This window comes from Lentzea tibetensis, assembly GCF_007845675.1.
GTDB lineage: Bacteria > Actinomycetota > Actinomycetes > Mycobacteriales > Pseudonocardiaceae > Lentzea > Lentzea tibetensis.
In genome coordinates, this window is sequence record NZ_VOBR01000003.1 from 355,715 (window position 1) to 380,019 (window position 24,305).

Below are 24,305 nucleotides of genomic sequence, written 5' to 3' on the forward strand. Positions count from 1 at the left end.
GCCGATATGTGCGGCGGTCGGTGGGCGCGGCGCTTGATCGGCATACGCGGGGTACCTCGATGTCGGTGGCCCGCAGTGGCCGACAGGAGCCATGGCCGCCCGTTCGCGCGCATGGCGCGGTCGTCGGCCGGTGCTGCGTGAGCGCACGTGTGGCGCGGTGGCCGACAGGTGCCGTGGCTGCTGCGTCGGCGCGCATGGTGCGGTGGCCGCGGATGTGGCTGTGACGGTGGCCGTAGCGGTGGCCGACAGTGCCGTGGTCGCCCTGTTCGCGCGCGTGGCGCGGTCGTCGGCCGGTGCTGTGGGGGCTGCGTGAGCGCACGTGTGGCGCGGTGGCCGACAGGTGCCGTGGCTGCTGCGTCGGCGCGCATGGTGCGGTGGCCGCGGATATGGCCGTGGCGGTGGCCAACAGGCCTCGCGGCTGGCGTGTTCGTGCGCGTGGCGGCGGATGTGGCGCTGCGGGTGTGGTGCTTGGCGTGTGGTGTGGCTGGGCGTGGGCGGGTTGGGTGGTGTCCGGGGTGCTTAGCATGGCGCGGTGAGCACGGTTGAGATCGGCGCCAGCACTGTGCTGCCTGCGTTGCGGGAGGCGGTCACGCTCACCACGGCCGATGGGTTGCGGTTGGTGGGTGAGCTTGCGTTGCCCGTGGGGCGGGAACCGCGGGCTACGTTGATCTGTTTGCACCCGTTGCCCACGTACGGCGGCATGATGGACTCGCACCTGCAGCGGAAGGCGGCGTGGCGGTTGCCCGCGTTGGCCGGGGTCGCGGTGTTGCGGTTCAACACGCGCGGCACGGGCAGTGCTGCCGGGTGCAGTGAGGGCGCGTTCGGGCATGCCGTGGGCGAGCGGCACGACGTGGCGGCGGCCGTTCAGTTCGCGGTGCGGCGCGGGTTGCCCGGCGTGTGGCTCGTCGGGTGGTCGTTCGGCACCGACCTCGCGCTGATGCACGGGTGTGAGCCCGCGGTGCGCGGGGCTGTGTTGATCTCACCTCCCTTGAAGTGGAGCACGCCTGAGCAGCGGCGCGCGTGGGCGGGCACGGACAAGCCCGTGGTCTGCCTGGTACCCGAGCTCGACGACTACCTCCGGCCCCACGAGGTGCGGGAACGCCTCGGGGAGGACATCCCGCACGCCGTGGTGATCGACTTCCCCGGCGCCAAGCACCTCTTCGTCGGACGGGCCGACGAAGTGCTCGACGCGATCGTCACCACGGTGGTGCCGGAGGTGCCGACGCCGCTTCCGCGCCGGTGCAGGAGTGATCAGCTCAGCGGCTGAACGCCTCCTGGCGGCGGTACACGGTGTCCGTGCCCAACTCGGTTTCGTGCGCACCGGTGCGCACGAAACCCAGCTTCTCAGCCACGCGCTGAGCAGGCTTGTTGAGCGGCTGCGTCACGATCACCACCGGCCGGTCAGGGTGATCGCGCGAAGCCCGCTCGAGAGCCGCCCGGCCCATCTCCGGTGCGTAGCCCCTGCCCCAGGCGGCGGGGGAGAACCGGTAGAACAGGTTGAGCGTCTCCTCGCCCATCAGCTCGTGGATGCGCAGACCACCGAACCCGATCACCTCGCCGGTCTCGGCCAGCTCGATCGCCCAGTAGCTGACGCCGTCCGTCTGCCAGCTCCTGATCCATGTCTCGAGATAACCGGCGACCGTCGCCGCGTTCGGGGTACCCGCCGGGTTGAAGCGGTTCGTCTCGGGGTCGGCCATGATCCGGATGACGGCATCCAGATCGGTGGTCGAAACCGGTCTGAGCAGCAACCTTTCGGTGCGGGTTGTGGTCATGGGGTCACGGTACGACGTGGGTCTGACAATTTCGCGGCAGTATTCACCGGCATGGACCTGGTTCTGCTCCACGCGTTTCCCGTCGACTCCCGGATGTGGCCTGCCGAGCTCGGCGCCATCACCCCTGACCAGCGCGGACGAGATCGCGAACCCGACCTCGAGCTCATCGCGCGAGACGTGCTGGCCGATCTCGACGCGCGCGGGATCGAGCGGTTCGCGCTCGGCGGGTGCTCGATGGGCGGCTACGTCGCCATGGCGGTCCTGCGCATCGCGCCCGAACGCGTCGCACGCCTCGTGCTCGTCGACACGAAGGCGACCGCGGACACCGACGAGGCCAGGGCCAACCGCCTGACCATGGCGAAGAGGGTCGAAGAAGAAGGCACCGCGTGGCTGCCCGACGCGCTGCTGCCGAACCTGCTCGGCCCGGACGCGTCGAACGGGGCCGGGGAGCTGGTCACGCGGATGATCGTGGAACAGCCCGCGCACGAGGTCGCGTGGGCTCAGCGCGCGATGGCCAGCCGCCCGGACTCGTCCGAGCTGCTCGCGAGGACCACGATCCCCGCGCTGGTGATCGTGGGGGAGCGCGACCAGCTCACGCCGCCGTCACTGGCCGCCGAGATGGCTGACCTGCTGCCGAACAGCACGTACGTCGAGATCCCCGGCGCCGGGCACCTCGTGCCGGTGGAAGCTCCCCGGACGTTCGCGAGCGCCGTCAGGCAGTGGTGTTCTGAGTGACCGGCTTCGCGACCTTGTCCGTGGGGCCTTCGACGGAACCGGGGTGAGCCGACTCCTTCTCCGCGTCCAGCGGGTCGAGCAGCGGCACGACGTCCTGCAACGCGCTCCGCACGCCGTGCAGCTGGTGCGACAGCCGGTTGCGCAGGTTGCGCAGCTGGTCGACCCGCTGCGTCGCCTGCGTGGTGCGCCGGTTCGCCTCGTCGGTGGCCTCGCGGACGAGGCGGTTCGCCGTGTCCGTCGCCTCCTGGACGCGCGCGGTCGCCTCGGTGATCGAGTCGTGCCTGCGCTTGTTGGCCTCTTCGGTCGCCTCGCGGACGCGCTGCTCGGCCTCGGCCTTCGACGTGGCCTGCTCCTGGGTGACGGCGGCACGGATGCGCGCGGCCTCCTCGGTCGCCTCGCGCAGCCTGCGCTCACCATCGGCCTTGGACGAGGCCTCCTGCGACGCCAGCGTGCTCATCGCCTCGGCGCGACGGGCCGCCATCGCGATCTCGAAGTCCTCCTCGACGGTGATCCGCCGCTGCTCGGACTCCTCGGCGATCTTGCGCGCGCCCGACTCGGCGTCGCCGGTGATCTTCTCCGCCTCGGTGCGCGCCGTCTCCAGCACGTTGCGGTGCTCCGCCTCCATGGCGGTGCGGCGCTCGTCGAGCTCGGCGATCAGCTTCTCGTAGCGCTGCCGCAGCACGCTCGCGTCCGCCTCGGCCTTGGCGCGGATGTGCCCGCCCTCGGCCTCGGCGCGCGCCTTGATCTCGTTCGCCTCGTCCTGCGCGAGGCGCAGCATGCGCTGGAGGCGCTCGGAGAGCCCCTCCAGCGTCGTCGGCGGCAACGAGAGCCGCTCGACCTGGCCGCGCATCTCGGACATGTCCGAGCGCGCGGCCTCCAGCTGCCTGGTGAGGTCGTTGGTCTGGGACACCGCGGCATCGCGATCCGCGGCGAGGAGCCGCAGGTCGGAGTCGAGGCGTTCGAGGTGATCCTCGACCTGGGCGCGGTCGTAACCGCGCTTGACGATGTCGAAGCCGGATCCCAGTGGGACGAGGTCACGGTCGTCGGCGAGGCCCATGACCCTCACGCTACCCGTTCCGGGAGGAAGGGAACGTCACACACCCCGGAAACGGTTGATAGCAGTGAGATGCGTCGCGCGCAGCTCGTGGTTCCGCACGCCGAGACCCTCCTGCGGCGCAAGGGTGAGCACGCCGACCTTGCCCTGGTGCGCGTTGCGGTGCACGTCGTGCGCGGCCTGCCCGGTTTCGTCCATTGAGTACACCTTGGACACTGTGGGGTGGATCTTTCCCTTGGCGATCAAGCGGTTCGCCTCCCACGCCTCGCGGTAGTTCGCGAAGTGCGAGCTGATGATGCTCTTGAGGTTCATCCACAGGTAGCGGTTGTCGTACTGGTGCATGTACCCCGACGTCGAGGCGCACGTGACGATCTTGCCGCCCTTGCGCGCGACGAACACGCTGGCGCCGAACGTCTCCCGGCCGGGGTGCTCGAACACGATGTCCGGGTCCTCACCGCCGGTCAGCTCGCGGATCTTGGCGCCGAACCGCTTCCACTCCTTGGGGTCCTGGTTGTTCTCGTCCTTCCAGAACTTGTACCCCTCGGCCGAACGGTCGATGATCAGCTCCGCGCCCATGCTGCGGACGATCTCCGCCTTCTCCGGCGAGGACACGACGCACACCGGCGTCGCGCCGCCGTTCAGCGCGAACTGCGTTGCGTACGAACCGAGTCCGCCGGACGCGCCCCAGATCAGGACCGTGTCGCCCTGCTTCATGTTGGCGCCGTTGGTCGAGACGAGCTGCCGGTAGGCGGTGGAGTTCACCAGGCCGGGCGACGCCGCTTCCTCCCACGTGAGGTGCTCGGGCATCGGCATCAGCTGGTTCGACTTGACCAGCGCGACCTCGGCGAGGCCGCCGAAGTTCGTCTCGAAGCCCCAGATCCGCTGCGACGGGTCGAGCATCGTGTCGTTGTGGCCGTCCGGGGCCTCCAGCGGCACGTCCAGGCAGTGCGCGACGACCCGGTCGCCGGGCTTCCACGCGGTCACGCCCGGACCGGTGCGCAGCACGACGCCCGCCAGGTCGGAGCCGACGACGTGGTACGGCAGGTCGTGCTTGCCGCCGAGGCGCTTGAGGAAGCTGAACGTCGAGAGCGGCTCGAAGATCGAGGTCCAGACGGTGTTGTAGTTGATGGCGCTGGCCATCACGGCGACGAGTGCTTCACCGGGACCGAGCTCGGGCGTCGCGACCTCGTCGAGGTGCAGCGACTTGCGCGGATCCTTGTCCCTGGTCGCGAGGCCGTCGAACATCTCGGCCTCGTCCTTGTGCACGGTCACGCCCCGATAGCTCTCGGGTACGTCCAGGTGTGCGATCGCGTCGAGCTCATCAGCCAGGATCGCGTCAAGGATCTTCTGCACGGCGGCATTCCTTCCCAAGCTGGGATTGTCGCAGGTTGCCGGAGGTTACCGGCCAGTAAACGATCCAGAGGGCACCTTGTGAGGGATTCCACTTCTTGACCGGGCGGCCAATCAAGCGCACCATCGAATTGTCCGATTTGCAGGACGGAGGTACGGATCATGACCAAGGCGTGGACCAGGTGGCAGGACTGGGCCGAGGTGGGCCTCGGGGTGCTGGTGCTGCTCGCTCCGCTGGTGGTGGACACGACGAACCCGGCGATGTGGACGATGATCGTGCTCGGCGCGCTGATCGCCATCGACGGCCTGTTGTCGCTGGCCATGCCGGCGATGGTGTACGGCGAGTACGTCCAGCTGGTGCTGGGCGCCGCGCTGTTCATCTCACCGTGGGTGATGGGTTTCTCCGACATGACCGCCGCGTCGTGGGCGTGCTGGATCGGTGGTGTCCTCACCATCGCCGCGGGCGCTCTCGCGATGCCCGCCGCGAACGCCGCCCATTCAGGGCTGGCGGCCGGATCTCACTGAATGCTGTGTGGGCCCACTGCGGTGTGGGCCCACACACCCCTGGCTAGGAGGAACCGGTGGACGATTCGGCCAGGGAGCGGATCCTCACCGCGGCCGAGGAGCTGTTCGCCGAGTCCGGGTTCGACGCCACGCCGACCTCGCGCATCGCCGAACGCGCGGGCGTGCCGAAGGGGCTCGTCCACTACTACTTCCGCCGCAAGCCCGACCTGCTCGCCGCGCTCGTCCAGCGGTTGCCGGACGGCACCGTCGACCAGAAGCGGGTCGTGGTCGTCGGCGACATCGCGGAGAGCCTGCGCAGGCTGGTCGCCGCGCTCGACGCGCGCCTGAACGCCTCGCCGCTGCTCTCACACCTGCTGTGGCGCGAGGCGGACACGCACAGCGCCGTCAAAGCCGCGCTGCACGACCGCTACCGCGCGGTCGCGGCGCAGATCCGGAACGTCATCCTCGCCGCGGGCGGCGCCGCCGTCGCCACGAAGGACGTCGACAGCGCGGCCGCGCTCGTGGCGCTCGCCGTCAGCTACCGGCACTCCGTCGCCCGGCTCGCCGAGGACGACGACCGGATGGACCAGGAGCTCGAGTTCGTCGCGGACGCGCTCAGTGCGCGGCCGCGGCAGGCTCCACCAGTTCGATGAGCACGCCGCCCGCGTCCTTCGGGTGCACGAAGTTCACCCGGCTGTTGGACGTGCCTCGCTTGGCCTGGTCGTACAGCAGCCGCAGGCCCTTGTTCCTCAGCGCGTCGGCGGCAGCGTCCACATCGGACACGCGGTAGGCGAGCTGCTGCAGTCCCGGCCCCGAGCGGCTGATGAACTTCGCGATCGTCGAGTCGGCGTTCAACGGCGCCAGCAGCTGGATCATCGTGCTGCCGTGGGCTGAGCCGGGTGCGCGCAGCATGGCCTCGCGGACGCCCTGCTCCTCGTTCGTCTCCTCGTGCGCGACCTCGAGCCCGAAGTTGTCGCGGTAGAAGGCGATCGCCTCGTCCAGGTCGGGCACGGCGATGCCGACGTGGTCGATCCCGGTCACGAACCGGCGGAGTTCAGCGTCCATGCGGGGCAGCGTAGTTCCCTGATCGGTGCAGTGCCCTTGTGCGGGGTCTCACAGCCGTACCCGAAAGTAACCGGGGGTATCGTGCGCTGTTAACGACCGTTCGCAATCCTGCTGGAGGCCGCTGTGTCCGGTTCCGTCATCGTCGCCGGGGCACGTACCCCGATGGGCCGTCTCCTCGGCTCGCTGAAGGACTTCTCCGGCGCCCAGCTCGGTGGCGTCGCGATCAAGGCGGCGCTGGAACGTGCGGGCGTCTCGCCCGAGCAGGTGCAGTACGTGATCATGGGCCAGGTCCTCACGGCCGGCGCCGGCCAGATCCCCGCGCGCCAGGCCGCGGTCGCCGCGGGCATCCCGATGAGCGTGCCCGCGCTGACCATCAACAAGGTGTGCCTCTCCGGTGTCGACGCCATCGCGCTCGCGGACCAGCTGATCCGCGCCGGTGAGTTCGACATCGTCGTGGCCGGCGGCCAGGAGTCGATGACCCAGGCGCCGCACCTGCTGCCCAAGTCGCGCAGCGGCTTCAAGTACGGCGACGTCTCGCTCGTCGACCACATGGCCTACGACGGCCTGTTCTGCGCGTTCGACCAGGTCGCGATGGGCTCGTCGACCGAGAAGTACAACACCCGCTACGGCCTGACCCGCGAGGAGCAGGACGCCTTCTCCGCGCGTTCGCACCAGCTCGCCGCGAAGGCCGCCGAGAGCGGCGTGTTCGCCGAGGAGATCGCGCCGGTCGCGATCCCGCAGCGCAAGGGCGACCCGGTGCTGTTCAGCACGGACGAGGGCGTGCGCGCCGACACCACGGTCGACACCCTGGGCAAGCTGCGCCCCGCGTTCGCCTCCGACGGCACCATCACCGCCGGTTCGGCGTCGCAGATCTCCGACGGTGCCGCCGCTGTCGTCGTGATGAGCAAGGCGAAGGCCGAGGAGCTCGGCCTCGAGTGGCTGGCCGAGATCGGTGCGCACGGCGTCGTCGCCGGGCCGGACGCCAGCCTGCACGAGCAGCCTGCCAACGCGATCAAGGCCGCGTGCGCCAAGGAGGGCATCTCGCCCGCCGACCTCGACCTGGTCGAGATCAACGAGGCGTTCGCCGCGGTCGGCATCGTGTCGACGCGCCAGCTCGGCATCTCCGAGGACAAGGTCAACGTCAACGGCGGCGCCATCGCGCTCGGCCACCCGATCGGCATGTCCGGTGCGCGCATCGCGCTGCACGCGGCGCTGGAGCTCAAGCGCCGCGGCGGCGGCGTCGCGGCGGTCGCGCTGTGCGGCGGTGGCGGCCAGGGCGACGCGCTGATCGTCCGGGTGCCGAAGGCCTGATTCTTGAACTGCCGTCAGGGGCACTCCCGCAGCGCTGGACGCCGCAGGGGTGCCCCTAACGGCATACTCGGCTGGATGCAGGGTGAGGGGCGTGCTGGCGCCGGCGTCCCCTCCGGGGGACCCCGCGGCGGGGTGGGGGAGGGCTGAGCTCCCCACTCCAATCGTCTCATCCAGCACCGACAATTTTCGGGGCCGAAGGGACGGGTTGGTGGCACGGACCGTTGACGTAGCAGAACTGGTGGCTCGCGCGCGTGAGGGACAGCCGCGCGCGGTCGCCAGGCTGATCTCGCTCGTCGAGGACGGCAGTCCGCAGCTGCCCGAGGTGGCGGCCGCGCTGGCGCCGTTCACCGGGCACGCCAAGGTCATCGGGCTCACCGGTGCGCCCGGTGTCGGCAAGTCGACCTCGACCAACGCGCTCGTCGCCGCCTTCCGCAGACAGGGCAAGCGGGTCGGTGTGCTCGCGGTCGACCCGTCGTCGCCGTTCTCCGGCGGCGCGCTGCTGGGCGACCGGGTCCGGATGGGCGACCACGCGACGGATCCGGGTGTGTTCATCCGGTCCATGGCGACCCGCGGGCACCTCGGCGGGCTGTCGTGGGCGACGCCGCAGGCGTTGCGGGTGCTGGACGCGGCCGGGTGCGACGTCGTGCTCGTCGAGACGGTCGGCGTCGGGCAGTCCGAGGTCGAGGTCGTGTCGCTCGCGGACACCACGATCGTGCTCCTCGCGCCCGGCATGGGCGACGGCATCCAGGCCGCCAAGGCGGGCATCCTGGAGATCGCGGACGTCTTCGTCATCAACAAGGCCGACCGCGACGGTGCGGACGTCACCGCGCGCGACCTCAAGTACATGATCTCGCTCGGCAGGCGCGACCGCGAAGGGCCGCTGTGGCGGCCGCCGGTCGTCAAGACGGTCGCCGCGCGCAACGAAGGGCTCGACGAGGTCGTCGAGGCCATCGAAGGCCACCAGCGGTGGATGGCCGAGCACGGCGAGCTGGAGGAGCGGCGCATCCGGCGCGCCGCCGCCGAGATCGAGGCCATCGCCGTCGAACGGGTGCGCGTCCGGTTCGGGCAGACCGACCAGCTCGCCAAGCGCGTGGTCGCGGGCGAGCTCGACCCGTTCAGCGCCGCGGAGCAGTTGATCAGCGCTAACCTCGGGAAATGACCGTCATCGACATCGGCACCCGTGACACGCGGCGCGTGCTCATCGGTGCCTCGGTCGCCGGTGTGCTCGGTGTGCTGGCCCTGATCGGCGCCGTCAGCGCGTTCGCGGACGGTGAGCCCGTCGGCGGCGGCATCGCGGGCGTCATCGGGCTCGCGTTCACCGGCATCGCAGCCGCGGCGATCGTCAACTGGAAGAAGGTCTCCCGGCCCCGCAAGCTGATCGTCGAGCAGCCCGGCATCCGCTGGGACGACCCGCATGGCGCGGCGTGGGCGGTGCCGTGGCAGGAGCTGGGCGCCGTGGCGGTGTCCCGCACGCAGGAACGCGTCGTGCAGCTGTCCGACGCGCTGACCCGGCGCACGATGGTGCGGCTGGACCTGTTCCCGCGCGACCCGCAGCGGTTCCGGGCGACGCACCCGAACATGGAGCACCTGTGGGAGTTCCACCACGTGCGCAACGGGTACCGGCTGCCGCTGGGTGACGCGGCGAACCTGGTCCCGGTGCTGGACAACGCGTTGCGGCACTGCGCGGGACCGCTGTACCGGGGCGTGCAGGACGAGGGGTTCACGGTAGGTCTCGTCTGAGGTCTTACGACTCTAGGCAAGCGCTTGCCCCGAGGCCGACTGTCGTTCGCATGCCACTGACCCGCGAAGAGTGCCTCGGACTGCTCCGTTCGGTCCGCGTGGGTCGCATCATCTTCACCCAGCACGCGCTGCCCGCCGTGCGGCCCGTCCCGTACCGCGTGGACGACGGCGCGCTGATCGTGCGGCTGCCGGACGACGTCCCCGTGTACGCCGCGCACGACACGGTCGTCGCTTTCGAGGCCGACGACGTGTCGCAGGACGTGGCGTGCAGCTGGACGGTCACCGTCGTGGGGCACGCGGTCGAGCACCCCGACCCCGATCAGCCGGGCCGATGGCTCCTGATTCCGGTCGAGATGGTGTCGGGAAGACGAATTCTCGAGCCGTGCACATACTCAGAGTAGTTTTCTGATGTACCACTTGCGGTGACGCTCTCCCCTTTGACTACACAGTGGAGTTACTCTCGGTCGTTCAGACGATGCGCGCCTCTACCCGAAGGGGTGAAGTCGTGGGCAGTTCGGTGAGCACCGATCAGCGGATGTTGGACGCGCTGCTGTCGCTCGCCGACGACGTCCGCCTGGGGGACGTGCTGCACCGCATCGTCGAGGTCGCGTGCGAGCTCGTCGGCGCGCGCCACGGCGCGATGGCCGTCGTCGGCCCGGACCGGCGCCTGCTGGAGTTCTCCGCGGGCGGCGACGAGAGCCACTTCCCGACCGAGGACCCGCGCGCGATCCGCACCGCCGACCTGCCCGGCTTCCTCGCCGTGCCCGTCCGGGTGCGCGGCGAGGAGTTCGGCAGCCTCTACCTCGCGGGCAAGGCCGAGTTCACCGAACGGGACAACGAGATCGTCAGCGCGGTCGCCGCGGCGGCGGGCATCGCGATCGAGAACGCGCGGCTCTTCGAACGGGCCCGCCAGCGCGAGGTGTGGCTGCGGGCGTCCACCGAGGTCACCACGGCGATGCTCACCGGCACGTCCGGCCGCGACGCGCTGTGCCTCGTCGCGAACCGGGCGCGTGCGGCGGCGGGCGGTGTCGTGGCCACGCTGATCCTGTTGAACAGCGCGGGCGAGCTGGTGCTGGAGGTCGTGGACGGCGGGCGCGGCGCAGTGGCCGAGGGGCAGGTCGTCCCGCGCCGCGCCGGCAGTCCGACGCACGAGGTGTTCGACTCGGGCGAGGCGTGCCGGTCGGACGAGGCGGGTGCCTGCCTCGTCGAGCAGCCGGACTCGGTCGGGCCGGGCGTGCTCGTTCCCATGCCCGTCGGCGACCGCATGCTCGGCGTGCTGCTGGTGTCCCGCGGGGCGGGCGAGCCGGTGTTCGACGACGGGGACGTCGAACTGGTCGAGGCGTTCGCCGCGCAGGCCGCGCTCGTGCTGGAGTTCACCCGCGTGCAGGGCAACGCGCAGCGCCTCGCCGTGCTGGAGGACCGCGACCGCATCGCACGCGACCTGCACGACCTGGTGATCCAGCGGCTGTTCGGGCTGGGGCTCGGGCTGCAGGGCCTCACCGGGCTCACCACCAGGCCGATCGTGAGCGACCGCATCGCGAAGTTCGTCGAGGAGGTCGACCAGACCATCAGGGAGATCCGCCGCACCATCTTCTCGTTGCAGGAACCGTTGTCGCCGACTTCCAGCCTGCGCGGGCAGATCCTGCGCACCGTGCGGGAGTCGGCCGCGCTGCTCGGGTTCGAGCCCGGCGTCGCGCTCGACGGCCCGCTCGACTCGGTCGTGCCCGACCCCGTGCGCCCCGATCTCGTCGCCACGTTGCGAGAGGCCCTCACGAACGTCTTCCGGCACGCGCACGCCCGCATCGTGAAGGTGTCGGTCGTCGTTGACCCTGCGGCGACACGAGTCGCACTCGTCGTGCGGGACGACGGCTGCGGGTTGCCGGTGGACGGGCCGCGGCACACGGGCGGGCTGGCCAACATGGCCGCCCGAGCCGAGCGCTGGGACGGATCCTGCGCCGTCGACTCCACGCCCGGTGAGGGCGTCGAGGTCCGCTGGTCGGTGCCCATCGGGAAGGACGAGAGATGGCGATAGCGGTGATGCTCGTCGACGATCACGAGATCGTGCGGAGGGGACTGCAGCAACTGCTCGCGCAGGCACCCGACATCGTGGTGGTCGGCGAGGCGGACACGGCGGCGTCCGCGGTCGCCCTCGCCCCGCAGGCGCGTCCTGACGTGGCGATCATCGACGTCCGGCTGCCCGACGGCGACGGCGTCACGGTGTGCCGGGAGATCAGGTCGATCCTCCAGCCGCCGCCCGCGTGCCTGATGCTCACGTCCTACTCGGACGACGAGGCGCTGTTCGGCGCGATCATGGCCGGTGCGTCCGGGTACATGCTCAAAGAGGTGTCCGGCAACGACCTCGTCGCCGCCGTCCGCACGCTCGCTGAAGGCGGCTCACTGCTGCACGCCGGCGTCACGTCGACCGTGCTGCAACGGTTGCGCGGCGGACCGGAGGAGGACCCGAGGTACGCGGCGCTCAGCCCGCAGGAACGCCGGATACTCGACCTGATCGCCGAGGGCATGACCAACCGGCAGATCGCGAACCGGTTGTACCTGGCGGAGAAGACCGTCAAGAACTACGTGTCCTCGCTGCTGCACAAGCTCGGCTTCGACCGGCGGACCGAGGCGGGCGTCTACGCGGCGAGACGCAGACGCTCGCACCCCGGTCAGTTCTAGGCCGCCTTGGGAGCCTTGAGAACCGGCTCCTCGGCCAGCCGTTCCGTCTTGGCCCACATGTTCCGCCCCGTGAAGTACCGGAACAACGCGCGCAACGTCGACACCGAGCCCAGGATCAGGAATCCGGGGTAGGCGAGTCCGACGAGCAGCGCCCGCCACAGCGGTTCGTCACCGTGCTTGAGCCGGTGCACGAGCCCCCACAGCAGGCCGGGCAGCACGAGCGCGCCCGCCCACAGCAGCATCGACGTCCACGCCTCCGGCCCGATGGCCACGAGCCCGAACACGTCGTCCTGGGTGATCTGCCCGTAGACGTTCAGCCCGAGCAGCGCGCAGATGACGAGCGTCATCGGCGCGACGAGCCACGGCGTCAGCAGGTACTGCAGGAACTCGATCAGCGCGATCGACGTGATGTGCCTGGCGCGCAACAGCTTCGGCACGTAGCTGAGGCACTGCAGGTTGCCCTGCCCCCACCTGGTCCGCTGGCGCAGCAACCGCTTCACGTCGACCAGGCCCTGCTGGGTGATCGTCGCGCGGGTCGCGTAGCGGATGCGCTGGCCGTCCAGGTGGATGCGCAGCCCCAGTTCCAGGTCCTCGACGAGGCACGCGGACCACGGCGCGTCGCCGAGCCGCATCAGCGTGCTCAGCCGCACGAACTGGCCGTTGCCGCCGAGCCCGACCGTGCCGACGACGTCGCGCAGGCTCTGCGAGGCGTCGACGACGCAGCTGAACTCCAGGTCCTGGAGGAACGCCAGCAGGTCGCCGCGGTTGTGGATGCGGACGCGGCACTGCACGGCGCCGACGCTGCGCTCGGCGAAGTACTGGGTGATCTCGCTGAGCATGCCCGGCGCGCCCCGGCCGTCGCCGTCGATGACGCCGATGACGACGCGATGCGTCTTGCCCTCGCTCACGGCGATGTCGCGGACGTACTGGAACGCGTGGTTGAGCGCCTCGCCCTTGCCCTTGCGGGCGTTGGGCGGTTCGCGCCGGATGACGTGCAGCCGGTGGTCTTCGATCTGGGCGAGCACGTGCGGCGTCCGGTCGTCCGATCCGTCGTCGACCACGACGACCTGGACGGGCGTGCGAGCGCCGTCGAGAGCGAGTGCGGAACGCACCGTGTTGGCGACGACCCGCTCTTCGTTGAGCGCCGGAATGATGATCCAGTACTCGAGCGGATGCTTGCTCCCTTGGTCCTCCGGGCCGGGTTTGGGTCTCCACCAGACGAACAGTGCGAGAACCAGGTTGTAACTCGGCCAGAACGCGAGGAGTAGGAGCATGAACGTCGCGAATTGGGTCGTGTCGTTCATGTCACAGTCCAGCCAGGAAAAGAGGTTGCGGGTACAACGAGTTGTGCGCACCGGCAGGGTTCTGGTGCATCGGGAACTCCCGGTAACGAAGTGCGGTTGTTGTGCGAGATACCAGACATCAAGCCCAGGAGCTGTGGTTCGAGCCGAGCGTAGGGACAAGTACCAGTAGCGTCAACTAAACAGATCGGCCCGGATCCACTAGTCGTTACACACGAAGTTCGCGAAGCTAATCACCGCAATGGCGGTACCCAACGCCGCCCGGTCGAATTGGTATTCGCACTGGGTGTTCGGTTACCTGATGCGCACGTTTCGCCGCGCGTGCATGAGAGTCCAAAAGAGGTAGAAAGATGGGACTTAGCCCCCTTGTCCCTGGCCCCAGGGATATGGCATCGGGCGAGGTGCCCGAGGTGTTCTTGATCGCTGGAACGCGTCCGGAAGCGGTCAAGCTCGCTCCGGTCGCGGCGGCGATGTTCGCAGGAGGCCGCATCCGTCCGGTCCTGGTCAACAGCGGGCAGCACCCGCAGATGGTGGACCAGGCGTTCGAGTCGTTCGGCTTCACCGCCGACGTCACGATCAAGCTCGCACGGGTCACCGGTGCGCAGGCCGAGCTCACCAGCCAGCTGCTGGAGGAGCTCGACCGGCTGTACACGGAGCGCCGCCCCGCCTCGGTCCTCGTCCAGGGCGACACCACGACCACGCTCGCCGGTGCGCTCGCCGCGTTCTGGCAGCAGATCCCGGTCGTGCACCTGGAAGCCGGCCTGCGGTCCTACGACCTCACCTCGCCGTTCCCCGAAGAGGGCAACCGGCGCATGGTGGGCCAGATCGCCTCGCTGCACCTCGCGCCGACGCACGAGGCGGCCGCCAACCTCGCAGAGGAGTCACTGGCCGGCAACAACGTCCTCACGATCGGCAACACCGTCGTCGACGCCGTGCTGGACGTCGCGGCGCGTCGTGCACCTTATGGCGACAGCCGGTTGGACGAAGTCGAGACGAAAGTCCACACCGGACAGTCTCGGCTGGTGCTCGTCACGACCCACCGGCGCGAGTCGTGGGGCGAGCCGCTCGACCGCGTGCTGCGGGCCGTCGCGGACCTCGTCGCCGCGAAGCCGGACGTCGAGGTCGTGCTGCCCGCGCACCCGAACCCCGCGGTTCGCGCGCAGGTCACCGAGGTGCTCGGCGGCATGGACCGGGTGACGATCACCGATCCGCTGCCGTACGCGCAACTCGCGCGGCTGCTGTCGGCGTGCACGCTGGTGCTGTCCGACTCGGGTGGCATCCAGGAGGAGGCACCCAGCTTCGGCATCCCGGTGCTCGTCCTGCGCGACGTCACCGAGCGGATGGAGGCCGTGCACGCCGGGTGCGCCGTGCTCGTCGGCACGGACCGCGAGCGCATCGTGTCGCTCGCGTGCGAGCTGCTCGACGACCCCACCGCACGGGAGGCGATGACGGCCGACGGCAACCCGTTCGGCGACGGTCTCGCGTCCGTGCGCACCGAGCAGGCATTCGCCTGGCTGCTCGGACTGCAGGACCAGCGTCCCACCGAGTTCAAGGCCCACAACGGGTTCCAGGCCAGCGGTTCGGCATCGGTGCCGTGTCGCGCAGGAGAGGTAGACGTCGCATGATCTCCAGACTCTCGAAGCTCGCGCTGGGCGTGGTCGCCGCGCTGGCGGTGTCGGCGGCGCCCGGCGCCCAGGCGGCGCCGATCACGCTCGGCCTCTCGCTGTCGTCAGTCGGTGAGCTGACCGACCGCCTGCTGCCCGGCCCGCCCAAGCCGTCGACAGCCCAGCCGACGACCGCGTCGACCTCGCGCGTGCCCAAGCGGACCGACAAGCCCGGCATCCTGAGCACCGTGCTGTCGCCGCTGCTGGGCGGCCAGCAGTCGGCCGCCGCCACCGCCACGAACGGCAAGGCCGCGCCCGGCGCGTCCACGTCGCAGAAGACGCTGGTGCTGTACGACAACACCGGCTCGTGGGCGTGGCTCGGCGAGGCCTACGCGGTCGTCGCCAGCAACCTCGTCTCGCACGGCAGCTCGTACGTCATGCACCCGGTGAGCAGCTACGCCGCCGGTGAGATGTCCGGCTACACCGGCGTGGTCTACATCGGCTCGACCTACGACGAGCCGCTGCCGACCGCGTTCCTCGACGACGTGCTCGCCGGCAGCCGCCCGGTGCTGTGGATGGCGCACAACATCTGGCAGCTCACCGCCAGGTCCGCCAACTTCGCCGCCCAGTACGGCTGGAACTGGGTGCAGTACGACTTCGGTGCCGCCACCTCGGTGTCCTACGAGGGCGTCGCACTGAAGCGCGACCAGCTGGCGGTGCCGTCCGGTCTGATGATCACGCAGATCACCGACGGCGCGAAGGCCGCACCCGTGGCCGTCGCGAACGGCAGCGCGGCCGGTCCGATCAACTGGGCCACGAAGTCCGGCAACCTCACCTACATCGGTGAGATCCCGTTCAGCTACGTCGGCCACGGCGACCGCTACCTCGCGGCGGCGGACCTGATCGGCCAGATCGCCAACCCGGCGGGCCTGGACCGCAAGCGGGCGCTGGTGCGCATCGAGGACGTCGGCCCCGACGCCGACCCCGCTGAGCTGCGCGCCATCGCGGACTACCTGTACTCGCAGCAGGTTCCGTTCAGCATCGCCGTCTACCCGCGGTTCGAGAACCCGCTGGGCGTCGACAACGGCGGCGTGCCCGAGGCGTACAACCTCGCGCAGCGGCCGCAGGTCGTCACCGCGCTGCGGTACATGCAGACTCGCGGCGGAACGCTGCTGATGCACGGCTACACGCACCAGTTCGGCAAGGAAGCGAACCCGTACGACGGCATGTCCGCCAACGACTTCGAGTTCTACCGCGCCCACGTCGACGCCAACGACAGCGTGATCTACGACGGCCCGGTCCCCGGTGACTCGGCGGCGTGGATGCAGGGCAGGATCAACTCGGCGCGCACCGCGTTCATGCTCGCCGGCTTCCCGGTGCCGACGATCTTCGAGCCGCCGCACTACGCCGCGTCGGCCGTCGACTACCAGCAGATCCAGAACAACTTCGGCAAGCGCTACGACCGCGGTCTCTACTTCGGCGGCTACTGCCCCGGTGGTGCGTGCGGCACGGGTGTCCCGCAGTACGACCGGATCTTCGGCCAGTACTTCCCGTACCTGGTGCGCGACATCTACGGTTCCGTCGTGGCGCCGGAGGGTCTGGGCAACGTCGAGCCCGAGCCGTTCAACAACCACCCGTCGCGCATGCCCGCGGACCTGATCGACACGGCGAAGGCCATGAAGGTCGTCAACGACGGTGTGGCGAGCTTCTTCTACCACCCGTACCTGGGCGTCACGTACCTGCAGCAGACCGTCTCCGGCATCAAGGCGGCGGGCTACCAGTTCGTGCCCGTCTCCACGGTGATGGCGGGCTGAGGACGATGAGCGGGGTGCGCCGGCTTCCGTTGGTGTCGCTGGCGTTCCTCGCTGCCTGCTCCTCGGTGGAGGGCACGCCGACCAGCGTGCCCTCCGCCAGCACGACGACCACCACTACTACCTCAGTCCCAGCGCCGACCACTTCCTCGGTCGCGCCTACGACCACGGTGCCGCCTTCGTCCACACCGCAGCAGGTGTCGACGGGGTGGCAGGTGACCGTCTACTACACCGCGGTGGAGTCGTTCCACAGTGGACCCGTCCAGCAGGTGCGCGGCTGCCCGAAGATCGACTGCGAGAACGGTGACGACGACCTGGGCACGTACCCGGCGTCGTTCGCCAAGGCCGTCGAGGACGAGGGAACCGGCCGCACCCGTTCGGGCAAGTACCTGAACTGGTCGCACGACAAGGGGTACTGGCTCGACACCGCCCCGCGTGACACGAACGGCAAGCCGTTGCAGCCCTTCGTCTCGGCGGCGGCCGACGGCGTGCCGCAGGGTTCCCGCATCCGCTTCGTCTCTTGTGGACAGTTGCCGGAAGGCGGCGCGGTGGACGCGAAGGTGTGCGAGAAGTTCAAGGCGTCGACGTGGGTGATCTCCGACGCGTTCACGCCGGGACTGGGCGGCGTGCGGCACGTCGACCTGTACCTGGGGGAGGAGAACGGCCCGCGCTTCACCGAGAGCGCGTGGTACACGACCTTCGCGCAGGCCGTCCTCCAGATCTCCTGACCTACCAGCCCGCGAGCTCCGCGAGGTGGTTGGCCTCGACGATCGGGTTCTTGGCGGCGCTACCGGGTGCGGGCAGCGGTACACCGGGGCACTGCGAGTCGCGCGGCGGCGTGACCCCGTCGACGATGAAGCTCTCGACGACGTTGTTGACGCACGCGTTGCCGAACCCGTAGATCCCGTGGTCGCCCTCGTCGTTGACCGTGAGCATCCGCGATCCGGCGAACCTGTTGTGCGCCTTGCGCGCACCTTCCAGCGGCGTGGCCGGGTCCCTGACCGACTGCACCATCAGCACCGGCGGCACCCCGATGCCGGTGGGCTGCTTGAGCTGGATGTTCGGCCGGTTCCAGAACGCGCAGGGCCCGGCGATCATGTAGTAGCCCATGAGCGGGCTCTTCCGCCCGGTCTGCTCGGAGAACCGGTTGAGGTACTCGCGCCCGCCGCGGAACGGGGTGTCGTTGCAGAGAATCCCGAACCGCGTGCCGATCAGCGCGTCCGGGAACGACGCGGTCGCCGTGAACTGTCCGGGGTTCGCGATGAACGCGAGGTCCGCCGCGCCCTGCTGGAATCGCGCCTTGCTGTACTGCGCCTGGATGAGGATGAAGTCCAGCAACGTGGCCGTGACGACCGTGCCGTCCGGCAGCTGGAGCGGTTCCGCCGCGAGCCGCGCGCGGGTCGTCTCGTACACCTGCCTGACCTGCTCGGCGGTGGTGCCGAGGTGGAACACGTTGTCGTACTTCGCCACCCACGGCAGGAAGTCCGTGCGGAACCGGCGTTCGAACGCGGGCCCGAACGCACCGAAGATCGTCTGCCAGTCGTTGGTGAACTCCGTGTTCGAGTCGAGCACGAACTTGTCGACCTGCTTCGGGAAGTACGTCGCGTAGTAGGCGCCCATCCAGGTGCCGCCGGAGTAGCCGATCCAGCTGACCTTGTCCCTCTTGAGGAGCTGGCGCAGCAGGTCCAGGTCCTTGACCGTCTGGTCCGTCGAGATGAACGGGCCCAGCTCACCGGACTTGAGCTGGCAGAACTTCGCCTGCAGCTCCATCGTGTCGTTGAGGAGGTCCAGGTTGCGCGGATCCCGGTCCCGCGGGTCCACCGCGCCCAGGAAGTCGACGCCACCACAGGTGACGTTGCTGCTCGCGCCCGTGCCGCGCGGGTCGATGCCGATGATCTCGGCGTTGTCCGTGAGCTTCTTGCGGTCCAGGAAGATCAGCGGCGTCGTCCGGCCCGCCCCACCCGGTCCGCCGGGGTTGGTGAGGATCGTCTGCTTCGGGTTGGCCGCGGTCTTCAGCCTGCTCACCGCGATGGTGATGTCCTTGCCGTTCGGGCTGTTCCAGTTCATCGGCGTGGTGAAGGTGCCGCACTCGAGCTTCTCCGCGCCCGGCGGGAAGCCCGGTGGTACGGGGTTGAAGCACGGCTTCCAGTCGACGGTCTGGGTCAGGTACTTGGCGGGCACCTGCTGGGCGGCTCCGGCCGCCGGGGTGATCATCGTGGTGGCTGTCAGGGTGGCCACCAGGGCGGCGATCAACTTACTTCGCATCGAACTCCCCCTTACTGATGCTCAGTTGCCGACCCACTCCACCCCGTCTGATCAGGTGGTCACAACCGCACAAAGGCTCTACTCGGCCGCGACTCTCGGCTTACCCCGAACGGCTGAGAACAGCGAACGCCCCCAGGTACCTCCTACGTACCTGGGGGCGTTCGCTGTTCAACGAAGGACTACGTCAGCACTTCTGCTTGTAGAAGTACTTCTCGTTGGCCGAAGCGTCGTCCTTGGTGATCGCGACGAGGTTGGTCTCGATGTCGCGCTTCACTTCCTTGCCCTCGATGGCGGCGATCGCCTGCTCGACGCCCTGCTTGCCGATGCCAGCCGGGTCCTGCGCGATCAGGGCCTGCACAACCCCGCCCTGGAGGTCCTGCACCTGCTTCGGCGATGCGTCGAAGCCGACGAGGTTGACCGCACCCGTCTTGCCCGCGTTGCGCAGGCCGGTGGCGGCACCCTCACCGGTGTTGAGGTTGGTCGCGAACACGCCGATCAGGTCCGGGTTGGCGGCCAGCGTGGCCGTCACCTTCGACGCGGCCTGGTCGGGCTGGTTGTCCGTGTACTGCTGGCCGATGTACTTCAGGTTCGGGTACTTCTTGATCTCGTCCTCGAACCCCTTGGCGCGAGCGTCCGTTGTGGACGTTCCAGCCTTGGTGTTCAGCACCAGCACGGAACCGGACTTGCCCGCCGCAAGCTTGTTCAGCGTCTGCGCGGCGAGCTGGCCGCCCTGCTCGTTGTTCGACGAGATCGTGGAGACCGCGACGGAGGTGTCCTCGAGCTTGGTGTCCACCTCGACGACCTTGATGCCCGCGTCCTTGAGCTGCTTCATCGGCGCGGCCAGTGCCTTGTCGTCGGTCGGTGCGATCAGCACCGCCGCCGGCTTGTTCGCCAGGACACCGGTGACCAGCGGGATCTGCTGGGGTGCGTCGAACGACGCCGGAGCCTGGACGTCGACCTCGTAGCCCGCTGCCTTGGCCGCGTCGCGGAAGCCGCACTCCATCGAGATGTAGAACGGTTCGGCGGCGACGCCGGGGAGCAGCACCATCTTCTTGTTGCTGCTGGCTTGGTTGCCAGAGTCGCCGATCTGCCCGCCGCCACCACACGCGGTGAGGACGAGAGCAGCTGCGGCGACGATGCCTGCAGACCGAATCATTTCGTGGACCTTCCTAGCGTTGATTGCGCGCCCTGCGCCGGGACTGGTCGAACCACACCGCTGCCACCAGCACGATCGCCACGGCGATCGGCTGCCAGTAGACGTTCACTCCGAGGATCACGAAGCCCTTGCGCAGCACCGCCGGGATGAACACACCCAGCACGGTGCCGACGACCGAGCCCGCGCCGCCGAACAAACTCGTGCCGCCGAGGACGACACCCGCGATCGCGTTCAGGTTGTCCGTGTCGTGGCCGGTGACCGAGGCGACCCGGAAGTACGCCATCGCCATGAACCCGGCCAGACCGGCCAGCACACCCGCGAGGAGGTAGATCTTCATGAGGTGTCCGGTGACCGAGATGCCGACGCGGCGCGCCGCCTCCTCGTTCGAACCGATCGCGTAGGTGTAGCGGCCGAACCTGGTGGTGGTGAGCAGCAGCGCGCCGATCGCGGCCACGACCGCGGCCAGCAGCACCAGGTTCGGGATGCCGAGGTACGTGCCGGTGCCGAGCGTGTTGCCCAGCACCTCCGGCACACCGGCCACGTTGGAGCCGTTGCTGATCAGCTGACCCGCGCCGAGCGCCGCGCCGAACGAGCCGAGCGTCACGATCAGCGGCGGGATCTTCGACTTCGCGATCAGGAGGCCGTTCAGCAGGCCCCACGCGGCGCCGCTGACGAGCGCGACCAGCAGGCCGACCCAGACGACGCCCCACCCGGCCTTCGTCGCGTCACCGCCGGACATGGCGTTCATCGTCATCGCCGACGTGACGCCGGAGAACACCAGCACCGAGCCGACGGACAGGTCGATGCCCGACGTGATGATCACGAACGTCATGCCGACCGCGAGCACGAGCAGCACGGACGTCTCGACGAGCGTGGTCTGCAGCGTGAACGTCGTCAGCACCGCGTCCGGGCGGATCGCGCCGAACACCGCGATCAGCAGCAGGAGCACCACGCCGATCCACAGCGTGTTCGCGCCTGCCAGCCGTTTCGCCAAGCTGGTGTGGCCCTCGTCCTCAGAAGACAACGTTGTCTCCCCATTGGTCTTGCTCTCCGGGACGGTGCTCATGCCGCGTCCTCCTGCGTGAGCGCGCCGGTCATGGCGCCGACGAGCTCTTCGACGGACGTGTCCGGGCCCTTGAACCGGGCGACGCGCCTGCCGAGGCGCAGCACCTCGATCCGGTCGGACACCGACAGCACCTCCGGCATGTTGTGGCTGATCAGCACCACGGCGATGCCTTCGTCGCGCACGCGCTTGATCACGTCGAGCACGCGTTCCCGTTGCACCACACCGAGAGCGGCGGTCGGCTCGTCCATGAACACGATCTTGCTGGCCCACGCGACCGAACGCGCCACCGCGACGCTCTGCCGCTGACCACCGGACAGCGCGGCGATCGGCACGTCGATGCTCTGCAGCGACACACCGAGCCGGTAGAAGTGCTCGGCGGCCCGCTTGCGCATCTCGTGCTTGTCCAGCACGCCCAGCCAGCCGAGCACGCCCGGCTTCCTCAGCTCGCGGCCGAGGTACAGGTTCGCGGCCGGGTCGAGGTCCGGCGCGACGGCCAGGTCCTGGAACACCGTCTCGATGCCGTGGTCCCGCGCGTCCGTCGGCGACGTCAGCTCGAGCGGCTCGCCCTCGAACAGCAGCGTGCCACCGGTCGGCCGCTCCACTCCGGACAGGCACTTCACGAGGGTCGACTTGCCGGCGCCGTTGTCGCCGATCAGCGACACGACCTCTCCGGGATACGCCGTGAAGGACGCGCCGCGCAGCGCCTCGACGCTGCCGTAGTGCTTGACGAGCTCGCGCGCCTCCAGCAACGGTTCACTCACTTAGGAACCCTCCACACTGGACAGCAGTGGTGGACGACAACGAATCGCCACCAGTTCTCCGGTCAGCCCGGTCTCGCCCGCCGCGTGCGGCACGACGACCGTACTGCCCTTCCTCACCGGCAGCGACCCGACCGAGCCGCTGCCCTCCAGCACCACCAGCACGGCGAACGACGGCTCGAGGCCGAACGATCCGTCGACGTGCAGCCGGTCCGCCTGGAAGAACGGATCGGCGTCGGCGCTGAACAGGTTGACGGAGCCCCGGAACGGGCCTCCGGTGTGCTGGGTCTCCTTGATCAGCGAACCGAGGTTCGCGCCCCAGCCGGTGCGGTCGACGCACTCCAGGGCCGCGTCGTAGCCGAGCCCGAGGTGGCCGACGTCCGCGTTGGCCAGGAAACCCTGCCACTCCAGCGTCACCGAGAAGTCGGTCGGCTGCTGGAGCTCGACGATGAACACGCCCTCGCCGATCGCGTGCGGAAGACCGGCGGGCACGAAGACCGTGTCGCCTGCCTTGACCCGCACCGGGTTGAGAGCGTCGAGCATCGCCGCAGTGTTCTGAGTGGACACCCAGTTGGCAACGGTGTCAGCCGAAACGTTATCGCGGAATCCGATGTAGACGGTCGGGTTCGGCCCCGAGGTGCCGACGACGATCCACGACTCGGTCTTGCCGTGCCTGCAGTTCAGGTGCTTCGACGCGAACGCGTTCGACGGGTGGCAGTGCACCGGCAGCCGCTGACCCGCGTCGAGCAGCTTGACCAGCAACGCCGTGTCCGCGCCGAAGGTCGCCACGTGGTCGGCACCGAGCCAGCCGTCCGGGTCGGCCTTCACCGCGTCCCGCAACAACGTCCCGTCCGGCAGGGTCGACAGCCCCGCGTCGGAGCGGCCGAACAGCGTCGTCGTCGACGCGACCCAGTCCTCCGGGCCGAAGTCGGCGGACTCACCCCCGCGCAGCGCCGCGATGGCCTCGCCACCCCGGTAGAACTGCTTGGGCTGGTTGGCCGGTAATTCGACGGGCTGGTGCACGTCACCAGTGCTCACGCACGGACCTCCCCTGATCCTCTTGGCACCAAACGCACCGGCAGCACGACGCGGCGCGGTGGTGAGTTGTCGCCGTCCAGTCGGGCGAACAACAGATCAGTGGCCGCTTTGCCCAGTGCGCTCGCGTCGTGCGCGATGACCGTGACCGGCGGCGACAGCAGGTCGGCGAGCTCGAAGTCGTCGAAGCCGACGAGCGCGGGTCGTTCCGCCGCTCCGGCCAGTGCGCGCAGCACGTGCACCGTGATGCGGTTGTTGCCGGCCACCAGTGCGGTCGCCGGCTCGCGCCCGTGCTGCAGGCGGCGCAGGGCGGACGTGACGGTGTGCTCGTCGTGCGGGCCCATCACCACGAGCTCCTCGTGGTAGCCGATGCCCGCGCGCACGCAGCCCTCGCGGTAGCCGCGCAGGCGCTCGTTGGCGGTGAAGATGTCGGGTGCGTCACCGAGGAAGGCGATGCGGTGGTGCCCGTGCGCGGCGAGGTGCGTGACCGCCTCGATGGTGCCGCCGATGTTGTCGACCAGCACGGTGTCCGCGACGACGTCCCCCGCGGGCCGGTCGAGGAACACGACGGGCGTGCCCGCGCGCATCTCCGGCACCAGGTAGCTGTGCTGCAGCCCGGCGGGGACGATCAGCAGGCCGTCCACGCGGCGCGAGCAGAACTCCAGCGCCAGCTCGCGTTCCCGGCCGGGATCCTCGTCCGATGATCCGGAGATCACCTGACGGCCGCGCAGCCGGGCGATCTCCTCCACGGCGCGCGTCACACCGGAGTAGAACGGGTTGCCGACGTCCTCGAGCACGAGTCCGATGGTGCCGGTGGACGAGCCGCGGCGCAGGTTGCGCGCGCTGAGGTTGCGCCGGAAGCCCAGCTGGTCGATGGCCGCGAGCACGCGTTCGGCCGTCGACGGGTGCACGCCCGGTTCGTCGTTGACCACGCGTGACACGGTCTTGATGCTGACGCCCGCGAGGCGCGCGACGTCGTTCATCGTCGCGCGGCGGACCTTGCGCGGGCCGACGGCGGTTCCGCCTGGGGACAACGTTGTCATAGTGGCGGAATCACACACTGTCTCATCAGGGCTTGTCAACAGGTTCGGAACCGGTACAG

General features: G+C 69.4%; 24 protein-coding genes. 13 read left to right on the forward strand and 11 right to left on the reverse strand.

Features of this window, described 5'->3' with window-relative positions:
• Positions 1 to 532 precede the first annotated feature (532 nt).
• Positions 533 to 1,267, forward strand: coding sequence for an alpha/beta hydrolase (locus FKR81_RS05865; RefSeq protein WP_146349888.1), 735 nt, complete (start codon positions 533 to 535; stop codon positions 1,265 to 1,267).
• Here the strand turns inward: FKR81_RS05865 and FKR81_RS05870 are convergent.
• Positions 1,257 to 1,772 carry a GNAT family N-acetyltransferase gene (locus tag FKR81_RS05870; protein ID WP_146349889.1) on the reverse strand — a complete coding sequence of 172 codons (516 nt, stop codon included), beginning with the start codon at positions 1,770 to 1,772 and terminating at the stop codon, positions 1,257 to 1,259. The genes FKR81_RS05865 and FKR81_RS05870 overlap by 11 nt on opposite strands.
• Before the next feature lie 51 nt (positions 1,773 to 1,823).
• On the opposite strand from FKR81_RS05870, the gene FKR81_RS05875 reads away from it, so the two are divergent.
• Positions 1,824 to 2,507 carry an alpha/beta fold hydrolase gene (locus FKR81_RS05875; RefSeq protein ID WP_146349890.1) on the forward strand — a complete coding sequence of 228 codons (684 nt, stop codon included), beginning with the start codon at positions 1,824 to 1,826 and terminating at the stop codon, positions 2,505 to 2,507.
• Here FKR81_RS05875 and FKR81_RS05880 read toward each other — a convergent pair.
• Both FKR81_RS05880 and ccrA read right to left on the reverse strand, forming a co-directional pair.
• Positions 2,485 to 3,564, reverse strand: a complete 1,080-nt coding sequence (locus FKR81_RS05880) for a coiled-coil domain-containing protein (protein ID WP_186762794.1) — start codon at positions 3,562 to 3,564, stop codon at positions 2,485 to 2,487. The two genes, FKR81_RS05875 and FKR81_RS05880, sit on opposite strands and share 23 nt — an antisense overlap.
• Positions 3,565 to 3,600: 36 nt before the next feature.
• A complete protein-coding gene (ccrA, locus tag FKR81_RS05885) occupies positions 3,601 to 4,914 on the reverse strand; it encodes a crotonyl-CoA carboxylase/reductase (protein WP_146349891.1) in 1,314 nt (437 codons plus the stop codon).
• Positions 4,915 to 5,073: 159 nt separating this feature from the next.
• Between ccrA and FKR81_RS05890 the strand changes: the two genes are divergently transcribed.
• Positions 5,074 to 5,436 carry an SPW repeat protein gene (locus FKR81_RS05890; RefSeq protein ID WP_146349892.1) on the forward strand — a complete coding sequence of 121 codons (363 nt, stop codon included), beginning with the start codon at positions 5,074 to 5,076 and terminating at the stop codon, positions 5,434 to 5,436.
• A 56-nt stretch (positions 5,437 to 5,492) separates the two neighbouring features.
• The gene (locus FKR81_RS05895; RefSeq protein ID WP_146349893.1) at positions 5,493 to 6,068 is read left to right on the forward strand and encodes a TetR/AcrR family transcriptional regulator; all 576 of its coding nucleotides are present in this window, start codon (positions 5,493 to 5,495) and stop codon (positions 6,066 to 6,068) included.
• On the opposite strand, the gene mce is transcribed toward FKR81_RS05895, so the two are convergent.
• Positions 6,031 to 6,480, reverse strand: coding sequence for a methylmalonyl-CoA epimerase (mce, locus tag FKR81_RS05900; RefSeq protein WP_146349894.1), 450 nt, complete (start codon positions 6,478 to 6,480; stop codon positions 6,031 to 6,033). The two genes, FKR81_RS05895 and mce, sit on opposite strands and share 38 nt — an antisense overlap.
• Before the next feature lie 123 nt (positions 6,481 to 6,603).
• On the opposite strand from mce, the gene FKR81_RS05905 reads away from it, so the two are divergent.
• The 6 genes from FKR81_RS05905 to FKR81_RS05930 all read left to right on the forward strand — a co-directional run bounded on the left by FKR81_RS05905 (position 6,604) and on the right by FKR81_RS05930 (position 12,207).
• A complete protein-coding gene (locus FKR81_RS05905; protein WP_146349895.1) occupies positions 6,604 to 7,791 on the forward strand; it encodes an acetyl-CoA C-acetyltransferase in 1,188 nt (395 codons plus the stop codon).
• A gap of 208 nt (positions 7,792 to 7,999) precedes the next feature.
• Entirely contained in the window at positions 8,000 to 8,950 is a 951-nt protein-coding gene (gene meaB / locus FKR81_RS05910; protein ID WP_146349896.1) for a methylmalonyl Co-A mutase-associated GTPase MeaB, read from the forward strand.
• Complete coding sequence (locus FKR81_RS05915; protein ID WP_146349897.1) at positions 8,947 to 9,531, forward strand: hypothetical protein; 585 nt, start codon at positions 8,947 to 8,949, stop codon at positions 9,529 to 9,531. Before meaB ends, FKR81_RS05915 begins: the two co-directional genes overlap by 4 nt.
• Before the next feature lie 50 nt (positions 9,532 to 9,581).
• Positions 9,582 to 9,932: a pyridoxamine 5'-phosphate oxidase family protein gene (locus FKR81_RS05920; protein ID WP_146349898.1), complete on the forward strand. Its 351-nt coding sequence runs from the start codon at positions 9,582 to 9,584 to the stop codon at positions 9,930 to 9,932.
• A 104-nt stretch (positions 9,933 to 10,036) separates the two neighbouring features.
• Positions 10,037 to 11,563: a GAF domain-containing sensor histidine kinase gene (locus FKR81_RS05925; protein ID WP_235921324.1), complete on the forward strand. Its 1,527-nt coding sequence runs from the start codon at positions 10,037 to 10,039 to the stop codon at positions 11,561 to 11,563.
• Positions 11,554 to 12,207 carry a response regulator gene (locus FKR81_RS05930; RefSeq protein WP_146349900.1) on the forward strand — a complete coding sequence of 218 codons (654 nt, stop codon included), beginning with the start codon at positions 11,554 to 11,556 and terminating at the stop codon, positions 12,205 to 12,207. Before FKR81_RS05925 ends, FKR81_RS05930 begins: the two co-directional genes overlap by 10 nt.
• Here FKR81_RS05930 and FKR81_RS05935 read toward each other — a convergent pair.
• Positions 12,204 to 13,511 carry a glycosyltransferase family 2 protein gene (locus FKR81_RS05935; RefSeq protein WP_146349901.1) on the reverse strand — a complete coding sequence of 436 codons (1,308 nt, stop codon included), beginning with the start codon at positions 13,509 to 13,511 and terminating at the stop codon, positions 12,204 to 12,206. The two genes, FKR81_RS05930 and FKR81_RS05935, sit on opposite strands and share 4 nt — an antisense overlap.
• A 383-nt stretch (positions 13,512 to 13,894) precedes the next feature.
• On the opposite strand from FKR81_RS05935, the gene wecB reads away from it, so the two are divergent.
• Genes wecB through FKR81_RS05950 form a run of 3 tightly spaced genes read left to right on the forward strand, consistent with a single transcriptional unit; the run spans position 13,895 to position 17,651 of the window.
• Positions 13,895 to 15,133, forward strand: coding sequence for a non-hydrolyzing UDP-N-acetylglucosamine 2-epimerase (wecB, locus tag FKR81_RS05940; RefSeq protein ID WP_146349902.1), 1,239 nt, complete (start codon positions 13,895 to 13,897; stop codon positions 15,131 to 15,133).
• Entirely contained in the window at positions 15,130 to 16,926 is a 1,797-nt protein-coding gene (locus FKR81_RS05945) for a DUF2334 domain-containing protein (RefSeq protein WP_146349903.1), read from the forward strand. The genes wecB and FKR81_RS05945 overlap by 4 nt, the downstream gene beginning before the upstream one ends.
• Before the next feature lie 5 nt (positions 16,927 to 16,931).
• Positions 16,932 to 17,651 (forward strand): hypothetical protein, encoded by a 720-nt coding sequence (locus FKR81_RS05950; RefSeq protein WP_146349904.1) that lies wholly within the window; start codon positions 16,932 to 16,934, stop codon positions 17,649 to 17,651.
• Between the two features lies 1 nt (position 17,652).
• Here the strand turns inward: FKR81_RS05950 and FKR81_RS05955 are convergent, their stop codons facing one another.
• The 6 genes from FKR81_RS05955 to FKR81_RS05980 all read right to left on the reverse strand — a co-directional run bounded on the left by FKR81_RS05955 (position 17,653) and on the right by FKR81_RS05980 (position 24,186).
• Positions 17,653 to 19,188 (reverse strand): alpha/beta hydrolase, encoded by a 1,536-nt coding sequence (locus FKR81_RS05955; RefSeq protein ID WP_146349905.1) that lies wholly within the window; start codon positions 19,186 to 19,188, stop codon positions 17,653 to 17,655.
• 184 nt (positions 19,189 to 19,372) lie between these two features.
• Positions 19,373 to 20,344, reverse strand: coding sequence for an ABC transporter substrate-binding protein (locus FKR81_RS05960; protein WP_146349906.1), 972 nt, complete (start codon positions 20,342 to 20,344; stop codon positions 19,373 to 19,375).
• Between the two features lie 13 nt (positions 20,345 to 20,357).
• Complete coding sequence (locus FKR81_RS05965; RefSeq protein WP_146349907.1) at positions 20,358 to 21,410, reverse strand: ABC transporter permease; 1,053 nt, start codon at positions 21,408 to 21,410, stop codon at positions 20,358 to 20,360.
• Positions 21,407 to 22,171: an ATP-binding cassette domain-containing protein gene (locus tag FKR81_RS05970; RefSeq protein WP_146349908.1), complete on the reverse strand. Its 765-nt coding sequence runs from the start codon at positions 22,169 to 22,171 to the stop codon at positions 21,407 to 21,409. Before FKR81_RS05970 ends, FKR81_RS05965 begins: the two co-directional genes overlap by 4 nt.
• Complete coding sequence (locus FKR81_RS05975) at positions 22,172 to 23,206, reverse strand: class I mannose-6-phosphate isomerase (protein WP_235921325.1); 1,035 nt, start codon at positions 23,204 to 23,206, stop codon at positions 22,172 to 22,174. It abuts the gene before it with no gap.
• Positions 23,203 to 24,186: a LacI family DNA-binding transcriptional regulator gene (locus FKR81_RS05980; protein ID WP_146350002.1), complete on the reverse strand. Its 984-nt coding sequence runs from the start codon at positions 24,184 to 24,186 to the stop codon at positions 23,203 to 23,205. The genes FKR81_RS05975 and FKR81_RS05980 overlap by 4 nt, the downstream gene beginning before the upstream one ends.
• Positions 24,187 to 24,305: the final 119 nt, after the last annotated feature.

Excerpts from the sequence above, each read along its gene's own strand:
- FKR81_RS05955 (WP_146349905.1), bottom strand. The coding sequence starts at position 19,188 with ATGCGAAGTAAGTTGATCGCCGCCCTGGTGGCCACCCTGACAGCCACC.
- FKR81_RS05980 (WP_146350002.1), bottom strand. The coding sequence starts at position 24,186 with ATGAACGACGTCGCGCGCCTCGCGGGCGTCAGCATCAAGACCGTGTCA.
- FKR81_RS05920 (WP_146349898.1), top strand. The coding sequence starts at position 9,582 with ATGCCACTGACCCGCGAAGAGTGCCTCGGACTGCTCCGTTCGGTCCGC.
- wecB (WP_146349902.1), top strand. The coding sequence starts at position 13,895 with ATGGCATCGGGCGAGGTGCCCGAGGTGTTCTTGATCGCTGGAACGCGT.
- FKR81_RS05960 (WP_146349906.1), bottom strand. The coding sequence starts at position 20,344 with ATGATTCGGTCTGCAGGCATCGTCGCCGCAGCTGCTCTCGTCCTCACC.
- FKR81_RS05950 (WP_146349904.1), top strand. The coding sequence starts at position 16,932 with ATGAGCGGGGTGCGCCGGCTTCCGTTGGTGTCGCTGGCGTTCCTCGCT.
- FKR81_RS05915 (WP_146349897.1), top strand. The coding sequence starts at position 8,947 with ATGACCGTCATCGACATCGGCACCCGTGACACGCGGCGCGTGCTCATC.
- FKR81_RS05965 (WP_146349907.1), bottom strand. The coding sequence starts at position 21,410 with ATGAGCACCGTCCCGGAGAGCAAGACCAATGGGGAGACAACGTTGTCT.
- FKR81_RS05880 (WP_186762794.1), bottom strand. The coding sequence starts at position 3,564 with ATGGGCCTCGCCGACGACCGTGACCTCGTCCCACTGGGATCCGGCTTC.
- FKR81_RS05890 (WP_146349892.1), top strand. The coding sequence starts at position 5,074 with ATGACCAAGGCGTGGACCAGGTGGCAGGACTGGGCCGAGGTGGGCCTC.
- mce (WP_146349894.1), bottom strand. The coding sequence starts at position 6,480 with ATGGACGCTGAACTCCGCCGGTTCGTGACCGGGATCGACCACGTCGGC.
- FKR81_RS05945 (WP_146349903.1), top strand. The coding sequence starts at position 15,130 with ATGATCTCCAGACTCTCGAAGCTCGCGCTGGGCGTGGTCGCCGCGCTG.
- FKR81_RS05930 (WP_146349900.1), top strand. The coding sequence starts at position 11,554 with ATGGCGATAGCGGTGATGCTCGTCGACGATCACGAGATCGTGCGGAGG.
- FKR81_RS05935 (WP_146349901.1), bottom strand. The coding sequence starts at position 13,511 with ATGAACGACACGACCCAATTCGCGACGTTCATGCTCCTACTCCTCGCG.
- FKR81_RS05875 (WP_146349890.1), top strand. The coding sequence starts at position 1,824 with ATGGACCTGGTTCTGCTCCACGCGTTTCCCGTCGACTCCCGGATGTGG.
- FKR81_RS05870 (WP_146349889.1), bottom strand. The coding sequence starts at position 1,772 with ATGACCACAACCCGCACCGAAAGGTTGCTGCTCAGACCGGTTTCGACC.